This is a genomic window from Pseudoalteromonas rubra (genome assembly GCF_001482385.1).
Taxonomy (GTDB): Bacteria; Pseudomonadota; Gammaproteobacteria; order Enterobacterales; family Alteromonadaceae; genus Pseudoalteromonas; species Pseudoalteromonas ardens.
Genome location: NZ_CP013611.1, coordinates 4248774 through 4270112, shown reverse-complemented (window position 1 = coordinate 4270112; position 21339 = coordinate 4248774). Strand labels below are relative to the sequence as shown.

The 21339-nt window shown below is 50.6% G+C and carries 9 protein-coding genes; 8 read left to right on the top strand and 1 reads right to left on the bottom strand.

All coding sequences use genetic code 11. The features are described from left to right. The first annotated feature begins 24 nt into the window (after positions 1 to 24). Positions 25 to 516 carry a hypothetical protein gene (locus AT705_RS18275; RefSeq protein WP_058797688.1) on the top strand — a complete coding sequence of 164 codons (492 nt, stop codon included), beginning with the start codon at positions 25 to 27 and terminating at the stop codon, positions 514 to 516. 60 nt (positions 517 to 576) lie between these two features. Here the strand turns inward: AT705_RS18275 and tyrR are convergent, their stop codons facing one another. Further along, complete coding sequence (gene tyrR, locus AT705_RS18270; protein WP_058797687.1) at positions 577 to 2133, bottom strand: transcriptional regulator TyrR; 1557 nt, start codon at positions 2131 to 2133, stop codon at positions 577 to 579. Positions 2134 to 2395: 262 nt separating this feature from the next. On the opposite strand from tyrR, the gene AT705_RS18265 reads away from it, so the two are divergent. The 7 genes from AT705_RS18265 to AT705_RS18235 are packed head-to-tail and all read left to right on the top strand — an operon-like array spanning position 2396 to position 21165. Further along, entirely contained in the window at positions 2396 to 4609 is a 2214-nt protein-coding gene (locus AT705_RS18265) for a CapA family protein (protein ID WP_082669034.1), read from the top strand. Between the two features lie 49 nt (positions 4610 to 4658). Next, complete coding sequence (locus tag AT705_RS18260; protein WP_058797686.1) at positions 4659 to 6605, top strand: hypothetical protein; 1947 nt, start codon at positions 4659 to 4661, stop codon at positions 6603 to 6605. Next, complete coding sequence (locus tag AT705_RS18255) at positions 6605 to 9718, top strand: poly-gamma-glutamate biosynthesis protein PgsC/CapC (protein WP_058797685.1); 3114 nt, start codon at positions 6605 to 6607, stop codon at positions 9716 to 9718. Before AT705_RS18260 ends, AT705_RS18255 begins: the two co-directional genes overlap by 1 nt. Next, entirely contained in the window at positions 9705 to 12002 is a 2298-nt protein-coding gene (locus tag AT705_RS18250) for a hypothetical protein (RefSeq protein WP_058797684.1), read from the top strand. The genes AT705_RS18255 and AT705_RS18250 overlap by 14 nt, the downstream gene beginning before the upstream one ends. Then, positions 11992 to 12750: a hypothetical protein gene (locus AT705_RS18245; protein WP_058797683.1), complete on the top strand. Its 759-nt coding sequence runs from the start codon at positions 11992 to 11994 to the stop codon at positions 12748 to 12750. The genes AT705_RS18250 and AT705_RS18245 overlap by 11 nt, the downstream gene beginning before the upstream one ends. Continuing rightward, complete coding sequence (locus AT705_RS18240) at positions 12738 to 17066, top strand: hypothetical protein (protein ID WP_058797682.1); 4329 nt, start codon at positions 12738 to 12740, stop codon at positions 17064 to 17066. The genes AT705_RS18245 and AT705_RS18240 overlap by 13 nt, the downstream gene beginning before the upstream one ends. Then, positions 17056 to 21165, top strand: coding sequence for a hypothetical protein (locus AT705_RS18235; RefSeq protein ID WP_058797681.1), 4110 nt, complete (start codon positions 17056 to 17058; stop codon positions 21163 to 21165). The genes AT705_RS18240 and AT705_RS18235 overlap by 11 nt, the downstream gene beginning before the upstream one ends. Positions 21166 to 21339: the final 174 nt, after the last annotated feature.

Here is a 21339-nt window from a genome sequence, read left to right as displayed (position 1 = left end):
CAAGACATATAAGAGTGTAACTTAATGAAATATATAACCAAGCTAGCGTATTTGTTGACCTTTCTTAGTGCCAGCTATGCCTGGGCCGACTTTGATATTCCCGGCGCAGGGCAACTCACCTACCCTACTGGTATAGAGAAAGAATTCAGCTTTGGTTTCGGCTGGCAAAGCGGTGCGCAGAAATTTCGCATTGGCGATCACAGCTATGATATGGCCCAGCTGCCTGAGTCGTATTCCATTGCCATCACGCTGAGTAAAGACGATTCTAAAGTTTGGGTCCAGGAGTTTAACTCAGGTTTTATTGAAGGGTTCAGCTGGCAGCTTGGTGATCATAAACTTGAGCTGGTCAAAAAGCGGTTTAAGAGCCCAGTGAAAGGGGACTATGTGCTACGCCTGAATGATATAGATTACTTCCTGGTTCGTAATAACCTCAGCGTCACCATTAAATTTACTGAGCAAGGTATTGATAATATTAAATTGGATGGCGTAACCAAAAACATGGGAACTAAGCAATAAGCGGTGTGCTGGCTACACGCGAGAACTAACAAAAAGTGGGGATGTTGACATCCCCTGCTGTTAAACCTTGACGGTTTTACGATTAATCCCGTACTCCCGTAGCTTGTTTGCTACCGCGGTGTGGCTCAAACCCAGGCGCTTAGCGAGCTGACGCGAGCTGGGGTAAGCTGGGTAGAGCTTTCTTAATAAGGTCGCTTCAAACCGTTTAACCGCCTGCTCCAGCGTCCCCTCAAAATCAGACTCCAGATAGCCCAGGTCATGGGTAAAGGTTGGTAGCTGCAAATGCTCAATACGCAATTCGTTGTCGTCCAGCATAGACACAGCCCGATAAATGGCGTTTTCGAGCTGTCTGACATTACCCGGCCAGGGATATTGCTCCAGGAATTGCAAACATTCCTCTTCCAGAGCTGGTGTCGCATGGCCACTTTGCTGTGCATACTTCTGAATAAAGTGCTCTGCTAGCGATTTGATATCCGCTTTGCGATCACGCAAGGGGGCTATTTCAAGTGTCAGTACATTAATGCGATAATACAGATCTTCACGGAAGCTGCCTTCCTGAACCATAGCCGGCAAGTCTTTTTGTGTCGCCGCAATGATGCGCACATTGACCTTAACCTCATTTTCATCACCAACTTTACGGAACGTACCATCTTGCAAGAAGCGCAGTAATTTGGTTTGTAACTGCGTTGACATTTCCCCGACTTCGTCGAGGAATACGGTTCCGCCGTCAGCTTGCTCCAAAACGCCACGTTTAGGCGCGCTGTTGTCTTCATAACCGGCATACCCGAACAATTCGGACTCTGCGACGTCATCAGGCAATGAAGCACACGACAGCGCGATGAAAGGTTTTAATGAACGATTAGAAGCATAATGGCAGGCCCTAGCCAGCAACTCTTTACCTGTACCGGTTTCGCCGGTAATCAATATGGGCGCTTCGAGTTGAGCCATTTTACGGGCTTCACGTACGACACGGCGCATAGCGGTACTTTGGCTATGGATAGCCGCAAAGCTCTCCTGACCGTAACGACGAAATGCACTGACCTGCTGGCCAAGCCGGCTTTGTGACTTAATATTAATGACAGCGCCGGCGAGCACATCGCCCTCGGGGCCTTGCGGTACAGAAATAGGCAAGATATCGGCAATAAAATCTTCCCCCCCGACCTCTACTCGCGTTGTCTGGCCAAGCACGTCTTTGCCTTCCAGCCAGCGAGTAAAATTAAACCCTTTCAGCAGGTTATTAATATTTGCGCCAATAATATCAGGCTCAGGTTGATTCAAATCACGGCAAGCGGCATCGTTGCAATGGCGTACCCACCCCTTTGCATCAATGGAAATCACCCCATCGGGAAGCGCACTTAATAAGGTGTTAAGCTCATTATGCTCACGCTCAGAAGGCAGAAAAGCGGTTGTTCTGACATCCTCTACCCCATCTATCAGCCGAATCTCAGGCATGATTTTCTGAAACTGTTCAAATTCAATGGGGGGGAAACTCACATACATTCTGCAATTAACGGAATCAACTTCTATTCCTTTTAAGTCTACCCGGTACTTGACCAGGATATTCAAAATTTCCTGCGCAATACCGATCCGATCGGCACAGTGAATTTCTAAACGCATTTGTTCCTCAAAACGGTTTTCTACCTTTTGCCGGGATCATACTCTAAGAATAGACCCCAGACTAGCAAAACGTAAACAATTTTGGACAGAGATTTTGATTAGAACAACTATAATAAAAATAATCTCTTACTCATATAAAGTAGGCAGTAAAATACAGGCTTTGAAAGTCGTAATATTAACAGTTAACGATTGCAGTAAAGTTAACAATCAATTTATAATACTAAAGACCTAGTTATTAAGCCGTACAGGTTAAGGGGCCACCTTGAATATTTACAAATTACTTCCATTTGTTCCAGTCATGTACCTGCTGAGTGCTTGTTCGGTGGAAGACCCGTACGAGACAGGCCCAACACAAGCGCAACAACAAGAACAACAAAAGCAACAGGAACAACAAGCGCAGCCACGCGGTTTAAGCCTGGCACTGCAAGGGACGAACAACGCAGTGCTGGCAGACGTCACTGTACAGCTCTCAGGTAGCCAATACCGTACTGACGAGCAAGGTCAACTGAATTTGACGGAGCTTGATACTGGCATGGTGACATTGACCCTGACTAAGCCTGGTTATGAGCGGGCCGTCATCACCGTCGACAGCCGGGCTTACCAGGAAACCCCGTTAACTGTGCAATTAAAGCAGGTCAGTGCCACCAGCAGTGAATTGATGTTTGGTGGAGATACTATGTTTGGTCGTCGCTATATGGATCCCTCTTTAACGACCATGGGCAATCTGGTACCCGACGTAGAAGACGCCATTATCAGGCCTTCCAATGCTGCAAGCAGTGCCATCGCCTTAACGCAATTCGTGAAACCTATCATGGCCAGTGCCGACTTTGCGTCGGTGAATCTAGAATCTCCGGTACTGGCAACGCCAACGACTGTGCATCCCAGTAAAGAATTTGCCTTTTTCTCTTTGCCCGAAACGCTGCAGGGACTGACGGAAATTGGCATCGACTATGTTGCGCTGGGTAACAACCACGTATTTGATTATCAGCAGCGCGGGCTGGAAGATACCATACAATTCGTAGAGGAAGCCGGATTCAGCCACAGTGGTGCCGGCAACAATGCCACTGAAGCTTACGCGCCCCGCCTCGTGGACGTAGGTAACACCACATTAGGTCTGGTTTCAGCCACCTCAATCACGGGAGATGACCACCTCATCACTTATATCGCCACCGCCGATAAAGGAGGCGCTGCCGACCTGACCGACAGTACCACGCTCAGAGCCGCCGTCGAACAGGCGAGAGACACCAGTGATTATGCCATCGTCCAGTTACACGGAGGGGATGAATATTCTTATGCCCCAACTCGCTACATTGATAACCGATTTGAATTTGTCAGCCGTCGAGCCCCTGATCTCATGATCGCGCACCACCCGCACGTCGCACAGGGCTTTGCCCTATATAATGGCGTGCCCACATTACTTGGGTTAGGAAATTTTGTCTTCGAACAAAACCGCCACGAAACCCTGCTGGGCGTCGCCGTTTCCGTTCGTATTGACCCTACACTGACGCCAAAAACACAATCAGCCAGAGCCTATCCCGTCTATCTAGAAGATTACCAGCCTAAACTGGTCGGTGGATTTTTAAGTGATTACCTGATCCGCCGACTGGCTGAGTTCTCAGGCTCTGAAATAGCGATTGTCCCGGGCCCAGGTTTTGGGGAAGTCTATTTTCAGAACGCCCCCAGCCCTCAAGAGCTTGACACTGTCACCGTGACGCTGCCTGCTGGCGACCACATTATTGACTTAAGAGAATATGCGCCAAGTCATGCCTTTGTCAGCAAAATCAGCAGCACAGGTGCCCCTCAGTTGACACTGGGCCGAGATTTAATGTGGTTTGGAGACTTTGAAGACTGGGACAACGACAACGACACCAATGAAGTGACGCGCTGGGAACACGAGAGCGATGACATCACGCCTTGCCTGACAGGCGCGATGCGCGGTTTACAGGGCATGTGTCTGTCACGTACCCAGTTTAACAATCGCCCCCTGCGCATGCCTTTTAAACAAACGCTACGAACGATGCCCATAACGCCAGCGGAATCAACGCTCGAAGCCTACCATGACATGAGCTTGTTTGGATATGCAAAAGGCGATAATGCTGGGGCAGTCAGTGCTGAGCTGACCATAGTTACCGCTGAAGACAATCTGGAATTTTCCAGCGAAGAAGTCGGCCTGATTGACTCAGGAAGCTATGATTGGCAGACTTTTCGGCATGATATTACCCTGCCAGATGACAGCCAAACTTTGGGGCCAGAGTTGTTACCTGCTCGCGCAGTCAAACTGGCATTCAAACACGCACCGCCGGAAGAAGGCGAAGCAACCCTGATGCTGGATCAACTTGCATTGATCTCCTGGCAAAAACCTCTTAGTCTCAACAATGGGTTATGGCAAGCAGATGGTATGCATGGGATGGATTTTCTCACGCTACAAACGAGCAGTGATGTCACAGTGACACTGCATTTTTCTACTTACAACTAATTAGCCATACTAAATCGGGGGGCGTGTGTCGCTCAAACAGCAAGTTTTTATGATCAAACGGCAAAAGCCATTTTGGTCGATTTTACTCCTATTTTTGGTGGTTTTGGTGATTGCCGTACACGGCTCTTTCGCACGCCTGAACGCCTATGTATATAGTCAGTTTAATCAACTGTTTGAGCAACAAAGCAGTGAGGTTGTGGTGATCGAATCGGCACACTTACAACGGCAACAATCCGATCTGATCAGTCAATTGCTCAAACAGGATGTGGCTGCCATCGTGGTACTGTCTGATGTTGCTTCTAAGCAAAGCATGTCCTTTGCCAACGTTTACTTCCCCTTTGCCGATCCGCGTTATTGCCTGCCAGCCGTACAATCCTGGCTTGGCTACAACATGGTGCTCAGCGCATCGTCCGGGCAATGTCAAAATGTCTGGGAAAGCCTATACGGGCCGCAGCACCTTAACACTGGTAAATTAATCAATTTTGCTTTGTCCCTCAGTGCCCTGCCCAAATTTTCGAGTACCCGATTGCTCGAAGGAGATGTGCTGCCCAGTCAGCTGGAGGGCAAAGTCGTGTTAATCGCCCAGCAACAATTAGGCTTCAGCGTACCACTGCGCGCGCCTAAATTGCGTGGTGTCAGTAATCCGGTTTATCTGCATGCCTATGTTGCAGATAGCCTGGCAAAGGCACAATTAGTCACCCGCTTGGCGCAATGGCAGTCTATTGCGCTGCAACTGAGCTTGTTAGCTTTATTACTCATCATTTATCAAAAGAATACGCTTACCCTGAGCATCATTATCGCAATTAGTTTGTCCTTAGCTGGCCTGCTGAGCAGCTATGTGGTGATGTATTCACTCCATTACCTGCTACCGATTGGCCAACTATTAGTGATCAATGTGATGACTATGTTGTGGGTGTTTTTCTCGCGCAAATGGCTTGAAGAGAATGAGCTTCTGGAGCTCATTGCTAATGTCCATCAGCGTATGATGGGTCGCTATCTGCCCCGTTCGTTCAGCACTGAGAGCACCCCCTGGGATGCTATTATTACATTAGTTAATCAACAGCTTGCACTGAATCGCTCGATTTTTCTGGCGCGTCTTGAGGGCGATCACAGACTTGAAGAGATCCGTGCCATCAACTGTCATATTGAAGACATTGTTGAGCAACGTCGGGACTATCAACGTCCTCCCTATTCTGATGCCATCAAGGCGTTTGGCGCGATACAAACGGGCCGGCCTTTTTTCAGTGGTCTTCAGGATCTGGAACGCCAGTTTGTTGTGCCTTTGATGTATGCAGGTGATGTCCGCGGTTTTTGGGCTATGACTGTGATACCCAACGAACAGTTTGATGAAAAGGCCTTTGTTAAAAATGTCAATCGCTTTGCCAGCCAGATTGGCGAACTCTTATTCCATTACAGAATGCTGCAAAACCAGCAACGAGCTTCGCTCAGCCCATTAACCCGGGCGCTGACGCTGACACTGGAGAAACCGCTCAGCCAGAAAGTGAAATCAGCCATTGGCGAAATGGAGCAAAAATTATCCACGCTCGAACAAGTATTCAATCAGATCCGAACCGCCGCGGTGCTATTTAATTTGTTTGGTCAGGTGGTTCAAACTAACCAGCCGCTGGAGCAATTGGCTAAAAGGCATCATCTGGCCCTGTTCGAGATGACCGCATTGGATCTGCTGGATAAAATCACCCCTATGTCAAAAGAAAAACTCAAAGGCAAGCTGCGCTATTTAACCCTGCAACAAGGCGAGCTATTTCTGCCCGCCACACTTGGGAACGATACCTACATTTTGAATATTCGCTCACTATCAGCCAACCAGGTGAGCAGTACCATAGGTGAACCCTTCTCAGTAGCTGGGATCTTGTTTGAATTCATCGATATTACCACTTTATTGCAACAGCTTGAGGACCCTCATGCGCTTTTAAACCAGCTTACGTCTGCCACGCCAGACAGCGGTGAAGACACCAATGAGGAGCACATGCTGTAATGGATTGGGTGTTGCCTCTTTTCCCGGATGGAAGCGGACTCGGCCAGTCTGTCATAACCACTGTTTGGGTGGGGATTGCCGTTGTATGTATGCTCAACTTGCGCTTTGGCTTTCCTCTCACCGGCCTGGTGGTGCCCGGCTATCTGGTACCTCTGCTGATTGTCAGCCCCGTCTCAGCCGCCGTTATAATCATTGAGGCCATTGTGGTTTACGTGCTGATGCGCTTCAGTGCCAAAGTCGTAATGGAACGACTGGGTTACGCTGAGATGTTTGGCCGGGATCGCTTCTTTGCCATTATTTTGATCAGTATTCTCGTGCGGGTGTTTATGGACACCTTGTTCTGGCCTCAGATAGGCCAGATACTGGCACTATGGGACGTGACTTTTGATTACGCAGGACAGCTGTACAGCCTGGGCTTGGTGATCATCGCCCTCACCGCTAACGTAATGTGGAATGGCGGCTTTCGTTATGGCATGCGCGTCACTCTGATCCAGCTGGCCATTACCTTTGTGTTAGTGCGTTTTGTGCTGATGCCGTTTACCAATTTCAGTATCGCTAACCTTGCCATCATGTATGAAGCAGTTGCCGCTTCCATTTTGGCAGCTCCCAAAGCTTATATCATTTTGGTGATCACCGCATTTCTGGCCTCCCGGGCTAACATTCGCTATGGCTGGGAGTTCAATGGCATTATGCTCCCGGCACTACTGGCACTGCAATTGATGCAGCCCAGTAAGCTACTGACAACGCTCATTGAAACCACAGTGATTTTGTCGCTCGGCGCGATATTGCTCAATTTTACCCGGCTTAAGCATGCTAACTTTGAAGGGGCACGGCTGTTATTGTTGTTTTTTAACATCGGCTTCGTCTATAAGCTGGTTTTAAACTACTTTGTGGTTGATTATTTCCCTACCCTCAAAGCCACCGATACATTTGCCTTTGGCTATATGCTATCAACCTTACTGGCACTTAAAATTTTTCAGAAGAACGCCCTTGGTCTGGTACTACGTGCCACCTTCCAGACCTCAATGGTCGGAGGTCTGCTGGCCTTCGGCATTGGTTTCGCTATCATGTTTTTGCCTTCTTTAGTGCAGAGCCCGGTACAACTCGTTTCAGTGGATGAGGCCCAAAGTGCACCGCTGAGTCACCATGTCAGTGAATACAAAAGTTATCTGTACACAGCACGGTATGATTTACTAAATCTCAGCCATTATCAGCAAGCGCAGCAATTACAACGTTTCCGAGGAGCCATTCGTTTATTGAATGAAAACCGCCAGGATCCGGATACCCGGCGCCGTGCCGCGCAGGTACTTGCCGAGCTGGGCTTTGTACTCATTGATAACTCCGCCACTTTAGTTATCAAAGATGCCCAGACAACGTATCCAAGAGGGTTATTTGCCCTCTCAAAATCTCCTGTGCGCGAACACATAGTCACTGTGCCCTACCCCACCAGTGAGCGTTTGGCGGGCGATGCCGCAGGGCAGCTCTTTGCCATTTTAGGCAGCAGTGCCCTGGCACTCGGCACTCGAGTAACACCGTCAGCTGCCAGCCAACAAACACGACCTCAAAGCGCCTATTACCAGGCCTTTATTGCAGCACTGAACACGGATCAGGTGTTGCAGCTGCGTGCCGTCAACCAGTATACACGGCCTCAGCTTCGACTTACCCGGTTTACCGAGCAAAGTCAGTTCTGGATCTACAATCAGCTGCCCGATTCACTTTCGCAACGTCAACTCACCCGATTATTAGGCTTTGAACGCAGCCAGTTTGGGCTGCTCAGCGAGGATAACCTGCCTTACCCTGACTACCAGGGTGCCATGCTGGAGACCTTTTTCGATAACCTGAGCTACTCCACACTGCTCTCGCACACCGCCAGAAGCAACGCAAATGCACCGCAATATCCGGTAGAGCGGCTCAACCTGCCACTCGAAGACCTGGTCACCGAATTCTCACAGCACATCAGTGCTAAGGGCAGCGGCCATTTTCGTATGCTCGAAGAAAATGAAGCCGCGTTATGGGAGTATGAGGTACTTGAGCCCCTCTTCAGGCTGTCCCATCAGCTACGCTCCCGAACGTTAGATGATGATGATTTAAACCAACTGGAGCAGCTAAACCGACTCGCCAACATGGTAGGCTATCGCCTGCAACTTATCATTAACAGTGTCCAACGCCTGGTGGTCATCAGCCCGTTGCCTGAAATAGGCTATTATCAGCAGGGTCAGGGGTTTTATGCCATCAACCTCAATACCACACAGCCGCTGACCATTCAGGTACCAAGGCCACTGTTCGAAAGTAACACCCTGCAATTTGCCACGGATCTATTCCAGGTTAGTGGTGCCCGGGCGCTACTTATTGCTGGCGCTCACCCCTATGCCAGTGAAGAAGCGAACGTGATGTCTCCCACGAACACGCGGACGTTATATAATGTGGTGCATCAAAGCGCGGTACGCCATAACCCCAGTATGTCCGTTTTAAGCTTACAAGTACGCAGTCACAGTGCACCATCGCAGATCCGCCCCAGTGCCATTGCTTATCAGTTCACTCAACCAGATTTTCGTCATACTTCCACCATCAATGCGCTGCATAAAGCCATGGCACGGCTTGGGATCAGTGTTGAAAAGGTGGCGGGCCAGATTGCCACTCGAGGACTGGAGATTGGCTCATCGCCGCAGTCAGGCTATCGCCTGTTCAGCGAGGGCAGTGAACTGGCAACCCTGTGGCTGGCATCGGACTTTAAGCAACATTACGCCGTCTCAGAGCAGGCGCTGCAGGAGCGATTACTCGCGGTCTCCGCACAACCCAAATTTTTACAGGTACGTCTGGCTGCGACCGGCCCGGATGACTGGGTCAGCTTATCTGATGAGCAAAAGCAAAAGCTTGATATTACCCTGGATCGCTATGCAAAAACGCAGCACTTACCGTGGCTAAATGCGCTCTGTCAAAACCTGTCTCAATGTCATCTACAGGCTATCCGGCTTACCGACAACGGGCTACTTGGGTTACAAGTGCAACTGGCAGGTAAAACAGCGGCGGTTTACCTTGCTCAGCGTAATCGGCTTATTACCCTGAAAGCGCTTGAGGAAATGATGCAAGGAGGCCCGAATGTATTGGATTAAACGCATCCTCCAGGTTCTACTCATCATCCTTTTGCTGGCCGCGGGGTATCGGGTCGCACTGCATCTATACGTATGGTTGAATTCGGCAGAGCGAATCGCTGCACGCAGCGAAGAGGAAACCCGCTCTGTGGTGCACTGGCTGAGCCCGGATAAGCCGCTTATTTATACATTCCCAACATCACGAACGGTGGCAATTCGGGTACTATCGAATGCCATTTTTGCCAGTCAAACCGTGCTTGATAAACCCATCAACTATGCAATTGAGTACCGTCTACTGGACAGTCAGGATAACGAGCTGGAAAAGCACACCTATCATCATGCATCTAAACTTGCTCTTGAAGAAGGTGAGCAACAGGTTAAGCAATTAATTGAAGACAGGCAGGCACTGGCTGTCACCTCTGGCCAGTCATTTTACGTCGACTGGCAACAACTGACTCAGGCCAGTAAGATTTCACTCCGGCTCATTCCGGAAGAGCCCAGCCTGCGCGGCGTGGTGGTTCGTATCCATGGAAAAACGCCCACCAATGCGGATGATGTTACTCGCACCTGGCTTAAGCTGCCCCAGCAATGGCGAGAGCGTATGACCAGTTATCATACCCTGGGCGATAGCGGCTTACAGCCGCAGCAAATAGCCAATGCGGTATCATACGACTGGCGTAAACTCGCGCCACAAGGGATCCCGGGGATCGATTTTGACGCAGATATTCTCTATGAATCGCTGCCGTATAACGTAATCACCTATGATTTTTCTGCACAACAGTTTGATCTGGATGGATACTATACGCAACCGGGCCTCGCTGCCTCTATTCGCCTGTCTGAAGTCACAGATGTAAATTTACAAACCCAGGGAGATATGAAAGACCTGCAATTGATATGGCATGACCTGAGCCAGCAACAGGCGCCGCTGACACTTCAGCCAGTCACCACGGATGACCCCACACGCTTTTTGCTGCCAGATATACAACCAGGGTTATTGGTGATCCGTTCCCGTGTTGAGATGATCACCACCTGGCGCAATGAGCAGGATCAGGTGATAGCACCTTTACACAGCTATTATTACCATCTCAACGAAGCGAATCAGGCAGAATATACTGTGCAAGGTGGCAGCGATCTGCAGCTCGATATGCGAGGTGCACCAGGCAGCTCCGTACAGCTCAGCGTGTATGATGCAGAACAACAGCTACTGCGCTCGGAGACGTTAACCCTGGCTGGACTAAATAGCGGTTTTGACCGGCTGATCACCCCGGAAACCCGTCGCGAGGCCATTACGGACAGCGAAAAGCGCTATCTGCGCCTGAGTCGCCAGGCACACCGGGTGACAGTGAGTAGCACAGAGGCGGTGGCTGTAAAACTGCAAAGCAGACATGGTGCTATGCATCATCAAAATTATGTGTGTGCCACCTTGTGTGACGCTCCGCAAAACGGATTCACTGAAGTCGGCGCCTGGTTCAGCCAAAGTGCAGACAATGAGTTCCATTTTATTGAACAACAGCTGATCCTGAAGGTGCGCTTATTCAGTGCGCCACCACCACCAGAGGAAAAACAAAGCGGCTATTTATCGCAAGCCCTGTTCGTCAGTTTACCGGTCTCCAATACAGCACTGGTGTACAGCCCGCCAAAGTACTTTGCACTGCCGCAAGCGGCGGAGCCATTTCAGTATACGCCACTGATTGATCTGGCACAGCTGTATGACGCCCAGCTCAGTATCCAGCAAACGGCTCCAGTGTCGGCACCTGTGCCCAAAGTTATTACATTGAGTGATACCGGGATCCGCTACACCGAGCAGGAGGTCAACCAGCTGGATAAAGTACCCGACTTATCAGACCCATCTTTGCAGCTATTTATCAATCAGGGAGCGCCGCGTGATTACTGGAAAGTGCGCCTGTTTCAGCTACAGCCAGGGCAGACTTTAAGCCAAAATTATCGTGGCCGTGACAAGCCAATGGCGATTGTGATCAAGCCATTTGTCAGAGGCCAGCACCCTGCCGAACCACTCATTCTTAATACCCAGCTGGATGGACAATTCAGCCGAGTTGTAACTGACGAGTACAGCATTGCTCGCAAGCGCTATGCTCTGGCGCCTGATCTTGCGCAATCAGCATTCTTATTACACCCAAAAGATCCGGCTCTGACCGCCTATCCCTCAGTCACACTTACAATCGGCACGGATATACAACGGCTCAACCAGCTAACCGTGTCAGCGGAGCAACCCCTGTGGTTTGCCTTACTGGAAGAATATGCAACTCCACCTCCTCAACCGCAATGGTGGCAACATGAATTTTAAACCGTATCTGCTTTTATTATTGATGCTCCTCACTGGCAAAGGTTTTGCCAGTGACACCGCTGAGCTGCATAGCCCCAGCTGGCAACAAGTATACAACTGGTTTGCAAAACCCACTGCGCTGCCTCCCTGGCAATTGCGCAGCCAGCCGGGCCTGGTTATGCTGCAAGCCAGCTCTGCACAATTTGGCGGCGGCAATTTATATTACCGACCCAAAGGCTCTGCCTGCATGTTGTCTGTGCCACATCAATTTCATGACCAACTGACAGATAAAATAGGCAAAGCCGTGTTAGCCACACGGTGTCAGGTGCTGGTGATCAACACCGAGCACCGCAAAGCGCCCAGCCCGGACTTATATAGCATGGACTATTCGCATCGGCCGAGTGGCTTGCACGCTGCAGCAGCACAAGCATTCGCACGACGTTACCCAACCAGTCACCTCTACCAGCTACATGGTTTCAACCAAAGCAAACGTCGCACGCCTCAGGCACGCCAGGCGGAATTCATTATCAGCCAGGGCAGACAAAGTACCGACGCTTTGTCACAATTGCAGATGTGTTTGTCAAAACTGAGCGAGCATACCTACCAGTACCCGCAGCAAGTGTCTGAATTAGGCGGTACACGCAATGTTATGCACCGCCTGGGGTTACCGGCAGGCTACTTTATTCATATTGAGATCAGCCGCCCAATGCGCGAGCGACTGGTCGCACAGCCCGACATTATGGAACAGTTTACCCTATGCCTTATTTGATTGTGTTGCTTCTGATAAGTTGTCTGCTGCCCGCGCAAGCCAAGCCTGCAGCACTGCAAAGTGCACCCAGCTGGTACCAGCCGGACACACTGCAATTGCATCGCAGCGCAGCAACTGTCAACCTGGATGCCAGACAATCACGCTTGATTTTACTGCCAGCCGGACACTGGCTAAGCCTGGAAAACCAGCCACATTCTATCCAAGTGTGGCAGGGGCAATCCCCCTTTGCCATGCAACGCGTTACCCAATCCGAACTGCGCTGCGAACAGCATCAGTGTCAGTTGCCTGCCGCTGCAACGACCCGCCTGCTGCGCTTTTATAATCCAACTGACGAAATACAAAGCGTTTCTGCCTGGCAGGGTCTGTTTCACAGACACCGTGATCCGTTTCGCATCCCCGTTAAACTAGCACTCCCGGCAATGCAGCTGTATGAAGCGCAAACACATACCACACACTATCGCTTAAACGATGGGCAGAGTATCCAGATATTTTTTACTGAGGCCACCAAACTCAGACTCAACGCACGGCGCATCCTGCCCGATCCGGCTCAGCCCGGTGTGGTCACGGCCAGGCTGGATGGAGATCTCATCAGTCAGCTATCGCTGAGTGACGCCCCTGCCGATGAGTTTACGCCTCAGCTGCGCAAATACCGTCTGACTCACGATGTGAAATTACGCAACGATCAGATCATTGGCCTGAGTAGCAGTGATTTCATAGCCGTTGAGGCAGGAAACTACCTGCGTATTGAAGCTCAGGGTGACACTTTACTGAATTTGGTCCGCATGGAACGAGGGCTGTACGATACCGACGCGGCACAAACCTGGCCGGAACCTTTGTTTAACCCCTACTGGACGGATAATTTACAGTGGCACCTCGAACAGGTTTACCAGCACCATGACATTTCATCGCTGCACTCGGCCGATATCGCACTGGCCAGTACGCTTGAACGACAACGCCTGTCCGAGCTTCAGGATACGCTGGGCACTGTGCGCTTTTTATTACCCAAGAAATCAGACAATGCGTTCACCAGCCATTTCAGTGAGCAAAGCGTTGTGCATGCTTATCGCCCGGCTATAGATCGCTTGTTTGCCACCGAGCAGCGTCAAACGTTGCACTATCATGCGGTGTCAGGCGCCGTGCAGTTTGAATTACCTGAACAACCACGCTTGTCTGATACGCTCAGACTGTATACCCGCAGCACCAATGCCGCAGAGCTGACACTGGTCATTGACAGTTATCGGCACACAATAAACCTGCTGCCGTCTAAGCGCTTTACTTTGATTTCATTACCTCTGCCTTTGGATGCCAGTCAGGTCAGTGTAACGATTAGTGACGATGCCCAGGTAGACCTGGCAATACGAGTCAGAGAGCTGCAAGCTTTGCCGAACAACGCCGTTTTATATCAGCGCCCAGGCTTGCTTGAAGACAAAAGCCCCGCTATTGCTTATCGTCTGGAACAACAGCTACAACGCCTGGGTCACAGCTATCAGCAAGCCCAATCCCGGTTTGTGCTCGCTCGCCCACAGCAGGCAGACACCACAACCAGCCTCAGCGCCAGCCACTGGCACTTTCGCCTGGGTGAGGCCGAAATGCTGGTCAATCAGGACCCTCAACAGGCGTTGCCTTTGCTGAAAACACTGATCACCAGCCCTCATGAAGAGGTTGCGATCCGAGCCTGGCAGTTACGTCTGAGCGCATTTTGGACACTGGGTGAACATAATACCGCTCTGCGCTATCTGGGTGCCCTGCTCAGTCATCCATACCCAGAGCTGCAACGTTATGCAGCCCAGCAACTGTTGGTGAATTATCAAAAAGAAAAAGAAATTCAAAGTGTTATTGGGTTATGCAGCCTGTGGCGCAACGCCTTACCTGAGTGTCGGGCTGCACTGATCAGCAGTTTTGCTGAGCTCAAGCAAGACCTGTATGCACTGTGGCTGGGCCATGACATACGCAACGACAATGACACACTGCAACCGCTTAGTGCGCAACTCGGTTATACACACCCTGCCAGCAACCCGCCCGTGCTTGATTATTCTCTGCGCCATCATGGCGTCAGCACTGTGCTCAGCGAAACCAGTAACACCACCGCCTACCCACTGGCGGATGAACCTCTTACAATCACAGCCCACCAGCCCATGGTGATCAGAGTCAGCGCTCGATCTAAAACCATTGAAACAGAGCAAAGCCAGTTATCCTGGTTACATGCCCATCAGGCTGAGCTGCGTAAAATCATGCCGATATTTGATGACGTGCCTGCGACAACCGTGTTGCGCATTGATGAGGACGATCAACCTCGCCTGTCTATTGCCAGTACCGGTTACTTTGCGCTGAGTGCCGGCGAACAACTGACCCTGAGCAGCGAAAAACTGCTGTTGCTTCAGTTCAGTGCTTTGCCTCCCTCACACAATATTACCAACGCTCTGGATCTGGCTGGGACACTGTGGCAGGAAGACTTTATGTCCCTGCTCTATCAAACACCACTGGGCAGCACAAGCTCTGTCGTCGCACAGCGCGATCTGCTGCTCAATGCGCTGTTACGACTTGAAACTCAGTCACTCAGTGAGCATGAGTTCACGGCTTTATCAGCCCGATTAATGCAGCAAACCCCAGCAGAGTCACTGGCTACACTGTATGGCCGTATTCAGAGCTTTGGCCACTGGGAAGCATTTAATCACTATCAAAATTATGCTGGCACTCAGCTTATCGACTTATCAGCACTGTTAAAGCGCAGCGCCGCTGAACAATTTAGCCGCCATACCAGCCGCGACGATGCATTGCCTGGACTGATCTTGCGCCCTAATCATAGCCTGGCGCTGAACCTGAGCGAATTACAATCAATGCAAGTCAGATTAGTCTTCCATTTTGCTAATGCCGAATTACTACAACAACATCAGCGCCCGCAGATCAGTATTGACCGTGCTGGAGGCAACCTGCTGTGGCGACTCGATGACAACCGCAGTGAACTTGGGTTAACCCGCGCAGATCTGAGTGCTCCGGGCCTGACATTGCGCTGGCTTAACCCCTTTGCCGCACAATTACTCAGCGTTGGGGTCGAAGCCTATCAGCAGGGCCGCTGGCAGGCCATTGAGCTGGCTACCGAGCAGCTCTTTTATTATGGTGACGAGGCCAATCCGATCACGGCAAAACTCAGTAAAGATGCGGTACTCAAACTGGAGTTTGTGGAACAAGGAGCACGCCGCGAACAATCCGGATTTTACCCCGCCGGTTTACTCACCCTGGCATCACAAACCGCGAGTCTGGCCAGATTCTATCGCTGGCAGCTGGACCCCAATCGCCATAAGCTGGCCGTGGCACCTCCTGTTCAGCCCTACAGAGTGGCCCAGCCAGAACTCGTATATACCAGGAATGAGAACACCTATCATCAAGCCATTATGCAGGCCGATGGGAACCTCACACACGTTGAAGGGGTGATGCAGTATAACCGTGATGGTATCTATCAAAGCAGTGAGCCGCTTGGCTCAGAGCACACGCTGGATCTGGGTATTCGGCTGCGTAACCGTTATAAACAGCACTGGTATCGACTGGAGAGCTTTTTTCGCCTGAACAACACCAGCGAACCGTCTTTTAGTATCAATGGTTTGTATGACTGGCTTGACGATGAAGACGACTGGTTTGCCAAAGCACAGTGGTATAATCGCTGGCAGGAGTCACCACTGAGTCGAGAAACCCACCTGACCAGTCAATGGGCTGTTGCGATCGGGGAAATTTGGCGAGAGGATCAACACTGGCGTCATCAGTGGTGGTGGCAGCCTTTTTATTACTACACCAGCATTGATAAAGAAGAATATCTGGCGGACGAAACCATTAGCAATGCCATGTTCAACTTTTATCGCTACAATCACAGCGATGGCTGGCGTGGGGGTTATCGCATCCGCCACCAGAGTAAAGTAGACAGCCAGCTCAGCGCCCAGCTGACGACCACCTCTAATTCAGACTGGACATCACTGGACGTCGCTTCTTTAAGTGGGGTCTGGCAGCAATATTATCAGGGCCATATTTTCTCTGCCGGGCTAAGCAGCAGCTACGTGTTTGCCGATGACCACCGGCCAAATGCAACCTGGCAGTATCTGACGACATTGGGCTGGCAAACCTTGTTTGACTTCAGCGAACACACCGCGGGCTGGATCAGCCTGAGCTGGACCCAAGACTGGTTTAGAAATAACCACAGCATTCGTTTTGAAGTAACTTTGGGTAATTTACAACGCAGTGGCTTTGACCCGTTTGCACACGATGAAATCATTTTTGAATCGCTGCAACTGACGCATTTCTTAGAGCAGGACCTGTATGGCCAATAATCGATTAAAAACTCAGCTTCAGGCTATCTTATTTGCCGATACAGAACAGTTCTGGCTCAATCTGCACCGCCATAAGTACCATCAGTTGCTCGAGGAGTTGACTGGCTGGGAGCTGTTACAAAACCAGCCAAAAGACGAGCAACTGAGCTACTGGCAGCTGCTGCAGACCATTGCTTTTTTACGCCACAAAATTGAGCGCCTGCATGAACAGCTCCAGGGTCACGACGCCGACTATCAGTCGTTTGTGGAACGCCTAGGCAAGGCAGAGCTGGCCACGGAAAAACAACTGCATATCCTCAAATATGCTGAAACACTGGGGGCCTCAGGCACGCAACTGCAAAAAGATAAACAGGCATTCTCACGCTGGTTTGATGAAGGTGCCGTTATCGGTCGCTATCAGACCTTAGTTGCTGATTTAGAGCAGGATCTGCGGTTTCTTATCGCCAAACTGGGGGCACTCACCATTCGTTACCTCAGGTTGTCGCAAGATAACCTGGATGAGGCCCGGAAAAAACTGGACCTGCAACCTTTCTTCCTGAGGCTGATGGCCACCAGCAACAATGCACATGTGCGCCATGGGATGATCCGTGCGCTGGTTAATCAGGTTTCGGTGATCAATGAATGTAAAGCCGATCCGGACCTGGACGGCGAGCTGGTTGCTGAGCTCATCGAGTTGCTTGATGCAGAGAATACGCCCTATCAGGCCGTAGTGGATATCCTGGAAATTCTGATCCACCAGCGTCCGACCTTTGTGCGCAGTTACATGTGGGCCTATGTGGAAGCAAGCCTCAGTGGCACTACACCAGCACAGAAGCACAGCGATCAGCTGTTTATTGTCGCTGCGATGCCTCGTATCCTCGCCAATAAATATCCCCTGGAAGAACGGGATATTCCATTGCTCCGGGAATTGGCGAAGCATCCATTTGCCCGGGTACGACAAGTGTGTATTGAGCAACTGCGCAATCTGCCCGATGCGCTGGCCAGGGAGATACTTGAAAAACGTTTTAAGGATGAAACTGCCAATGCGGTGCGTTTCACCCTGGTTAAGCAGCTTACCGCTGCCCGTTTTTCTGCTAGCAGGTATGCATTTGGGTTATGGTGTACCCACCTCCTGGGTGAGGAGTGCCTGGAAGTTAAGCGGATACTGTTAGAACAAAGTCCCAGGCTCATGCTCAATGAGGCCGTTGAAGCGACACTGGACGATACCTCAAACAATCAAGATGCGGTGTTGATGCAACGCTATATAGGTGTATTGAATCAGGCACTGGAGCATGAGCCCGACCTGGCCGTGCGGCGCTACATTACGCGAACCCGCGAGCAATTATTCAGCTTCACCCAGCAAAGCCTGCATGTACAACTTGCCCAGCGCGTGGCTGAGCACGAAACCGTTTATTTGCCTGGTGATATCGACCAGGACACACTAGGCCGCGCACTCAGTATGCTGGCGCAGCATGAGCAAAGCTTTAACGCATATCAGGACAAACAAGGCTGGCGAGTGGTTATTGGCTACAAACGTCGTCGCCGTTTTTGGCGTGTATGGCATGAGTTTTTTACGCCAAGCACCGATAAACGTCAAAGCTTTAGCCATACCAGTGCCAAAATCCCGTCGGCACAACTACATGTGCCCAGTTGCACCACCGCAGAGATCAGTGCAACCAATGTGCCCGGCGAAGCGCTTTATCATCTCAAGGAAGCCAGTGCACGCCCTCATTTGCCGTTGCCCGACTATCTGCTGTCTGTGCTGAGCCAGGATAACATCAAAGCCAGTAAAAAAAGTTACACGCCCGACGGTATTTTAATCGTGACACCACCTAAGCACCTGTGGCAGCGTGTTCGTGCTTACTGGCAATTGTCGGTTCAGTACGCCGACATAGATGGCTTACGAAAAGGGAATATGCTTGAACAGCAAAACTACCTGGCCCGAATTCGCAAACTCGGCTTTGGTCTGGAGTTTAAACCCTATGGCAGTGAGCTGGATTGTTCGTTTGAGGTTGAGTCCGGTATTGCCAACTTGTTCGCCCGTGCCGGCGTGCCGGGTGTGTTAGTTAATTTGGGTTACAGCTTTAAAGAATATCTGTATTCCATTTATCAAAATAGCATCGGTCAGCTGGTGTTTTTTGTATCGACCTTTATCCTCTATTTCTGGATGAGACACGTTCGCCTGAATCGAAAAATTCGCACTAATCGCGCTAAGATCCCAGTCACCATAGGTGGCTGGGGTACACGAGGAAAATCCGGCACAGAACGAATAAAAGCGGCACTGTTCAGTAGCCTGGCGCTGCGCGTAGTCACCAAAACCACAGGCTGTGAAGCCATGATGATTTTCGCGCGCAGCTCCGGAGAGCAATATGAGCTCCCCTTGTTCCGACCTTTCGACAAAGCCAGTATCTGGGAACAAAGTGATGTCCTTGCCTTTGCCCGCTCGGTGCGCGCTGATGTCTTTTTATGGGAGTGCATGGGCCTGACACCCAGGTATGTCCGGATCCTACGCCGCTGGATGCGGGATAACTTCACCACCATTACTAATACCTACCCGGATCACGAGGATATCCTGGGTCCGAGCGGTGTTGATGTGGCGCAAGAAATGGCCGCTTTTATTGGCAGCCACACTCAGATTTTCACCGCTGAGCAAACCATGGCCCCCATCCTCAACCGGGCGGCCGAGCACAAGCAATCGACCCTGATCCAGCTGCACTGGGGAGAAGGGTTTCAGATCACCCCGGATGTCCGTGCTTTATATCCCTATGAAGAACACCCTGATAATATCGCTTTGGTATGCAAAATGGCCCAGTACATTGGCATAGACAAAGACTATGTCTACAAAGAAACCGCTGAGCGTATTGTGCCAGATGTCGGTGTATTACAACACTTTACCAAAGCTCCGGTGGATCACCTGACCCAGTCGTTTGTCAACAGTATGTCAGCCAATGAACGCCTTGCCACACTGGAAAACTGGCGTCGCCTTGGTCTATTTGAGCTCAACGACAAACCCGAGACACAAACCATCGCCCTGCTCAATAACCGCAATGACCGGGTTGCACGCTCTAAGGTCTTTGCGCAACTGTTGATTGAAGATCTGAGTTTTGATCATATAGTGGTGATTGGTAGTAATGTCGATGGCTTTGAGGCCTATCTGGATCAGGCACTGAATACCCGTTTAAGCCGACTAATTGGCAATAACGACAAACAAGATTTGATGCGCCTGCTGACTCAGTGGAAGTATAATGCAAGCCCGGAGCATTATATTGACCAGCTAAACGCCCTGTTAGACACTCCCTGGCTCGAAACCGCACACCTGTACGATGAGGATTTGCTGGGTCTTGCACTGACCGAGCATATTGAAGCTAAAGTACAGCAACGCATTATTCAACTCAGAATACAAAACTGGCAACTGGCCCAATCACTGTTGAACCTGGAGGATTTAACTAGCCACCAGAAACAGCTGGAACATGTGCTGAGCAGCATCCTGAATAGCAAGTTATTGCTGCTGGATAACCCCCATATCACTGCAGACGACCTGACCAACCGTATCGCTCGCCTGGGGCTAGCCGGACAACATCAGTTAATTGTGGGCATGCAAAATATCAAAGGCCCCGGGCTCAATTACGTCTATGCCTGGCAACACTGGCATACGCTGCATGCCAGCTGTGAACGACTACTCGAACCTCAGATAAGCCATGCTCAGTTTCGGCGCGACCTGAACAAGCTGACGCAACTTGATAAGGTCAATCGTATCGAGCGAGACTATTTCTCCAAGATGCTGCAAACCCTGAGTAAGCTACCACAGGCGCAAAGCGAATTTGCCCAGGCCGAACTCAGTCATCTGGCTGAACGCCTCACTCAACAAAGTGCCAGTAATGATCAAACCGCGGGCCCTGAAAATTTACCTGGTTTTACGCGTTTTATACTACAAGTGGTGGAGTCTTTTCTGGATGCTGGCGCCGCCGTTAAGCGCAAGAAAACCGCACAGCAGGTGTATGAGGACATTGCATCGCAGCGGATCACCCCGGAACGCGCCATTACTGTTTTGGCTGCATTGAACCGAGGCCAAAAACCTGGCTGGCTAACCGATCGCTGGCTTAACCGCGGCCAGGATTAACATGCCTCTCCCCTGGCCCACATCAGCATGATGTGGGCACACTCCTTGCTATGTTGGGTATTGAGCGTCTCTCTTGATGGTTTGTTTTCGCATTTTGCAATTTTGCTAAGCCCAGTGACCCTTATGGACATGCAAAACACAAAAATGTGCAAAATGCGAAACGACAGTAGATCA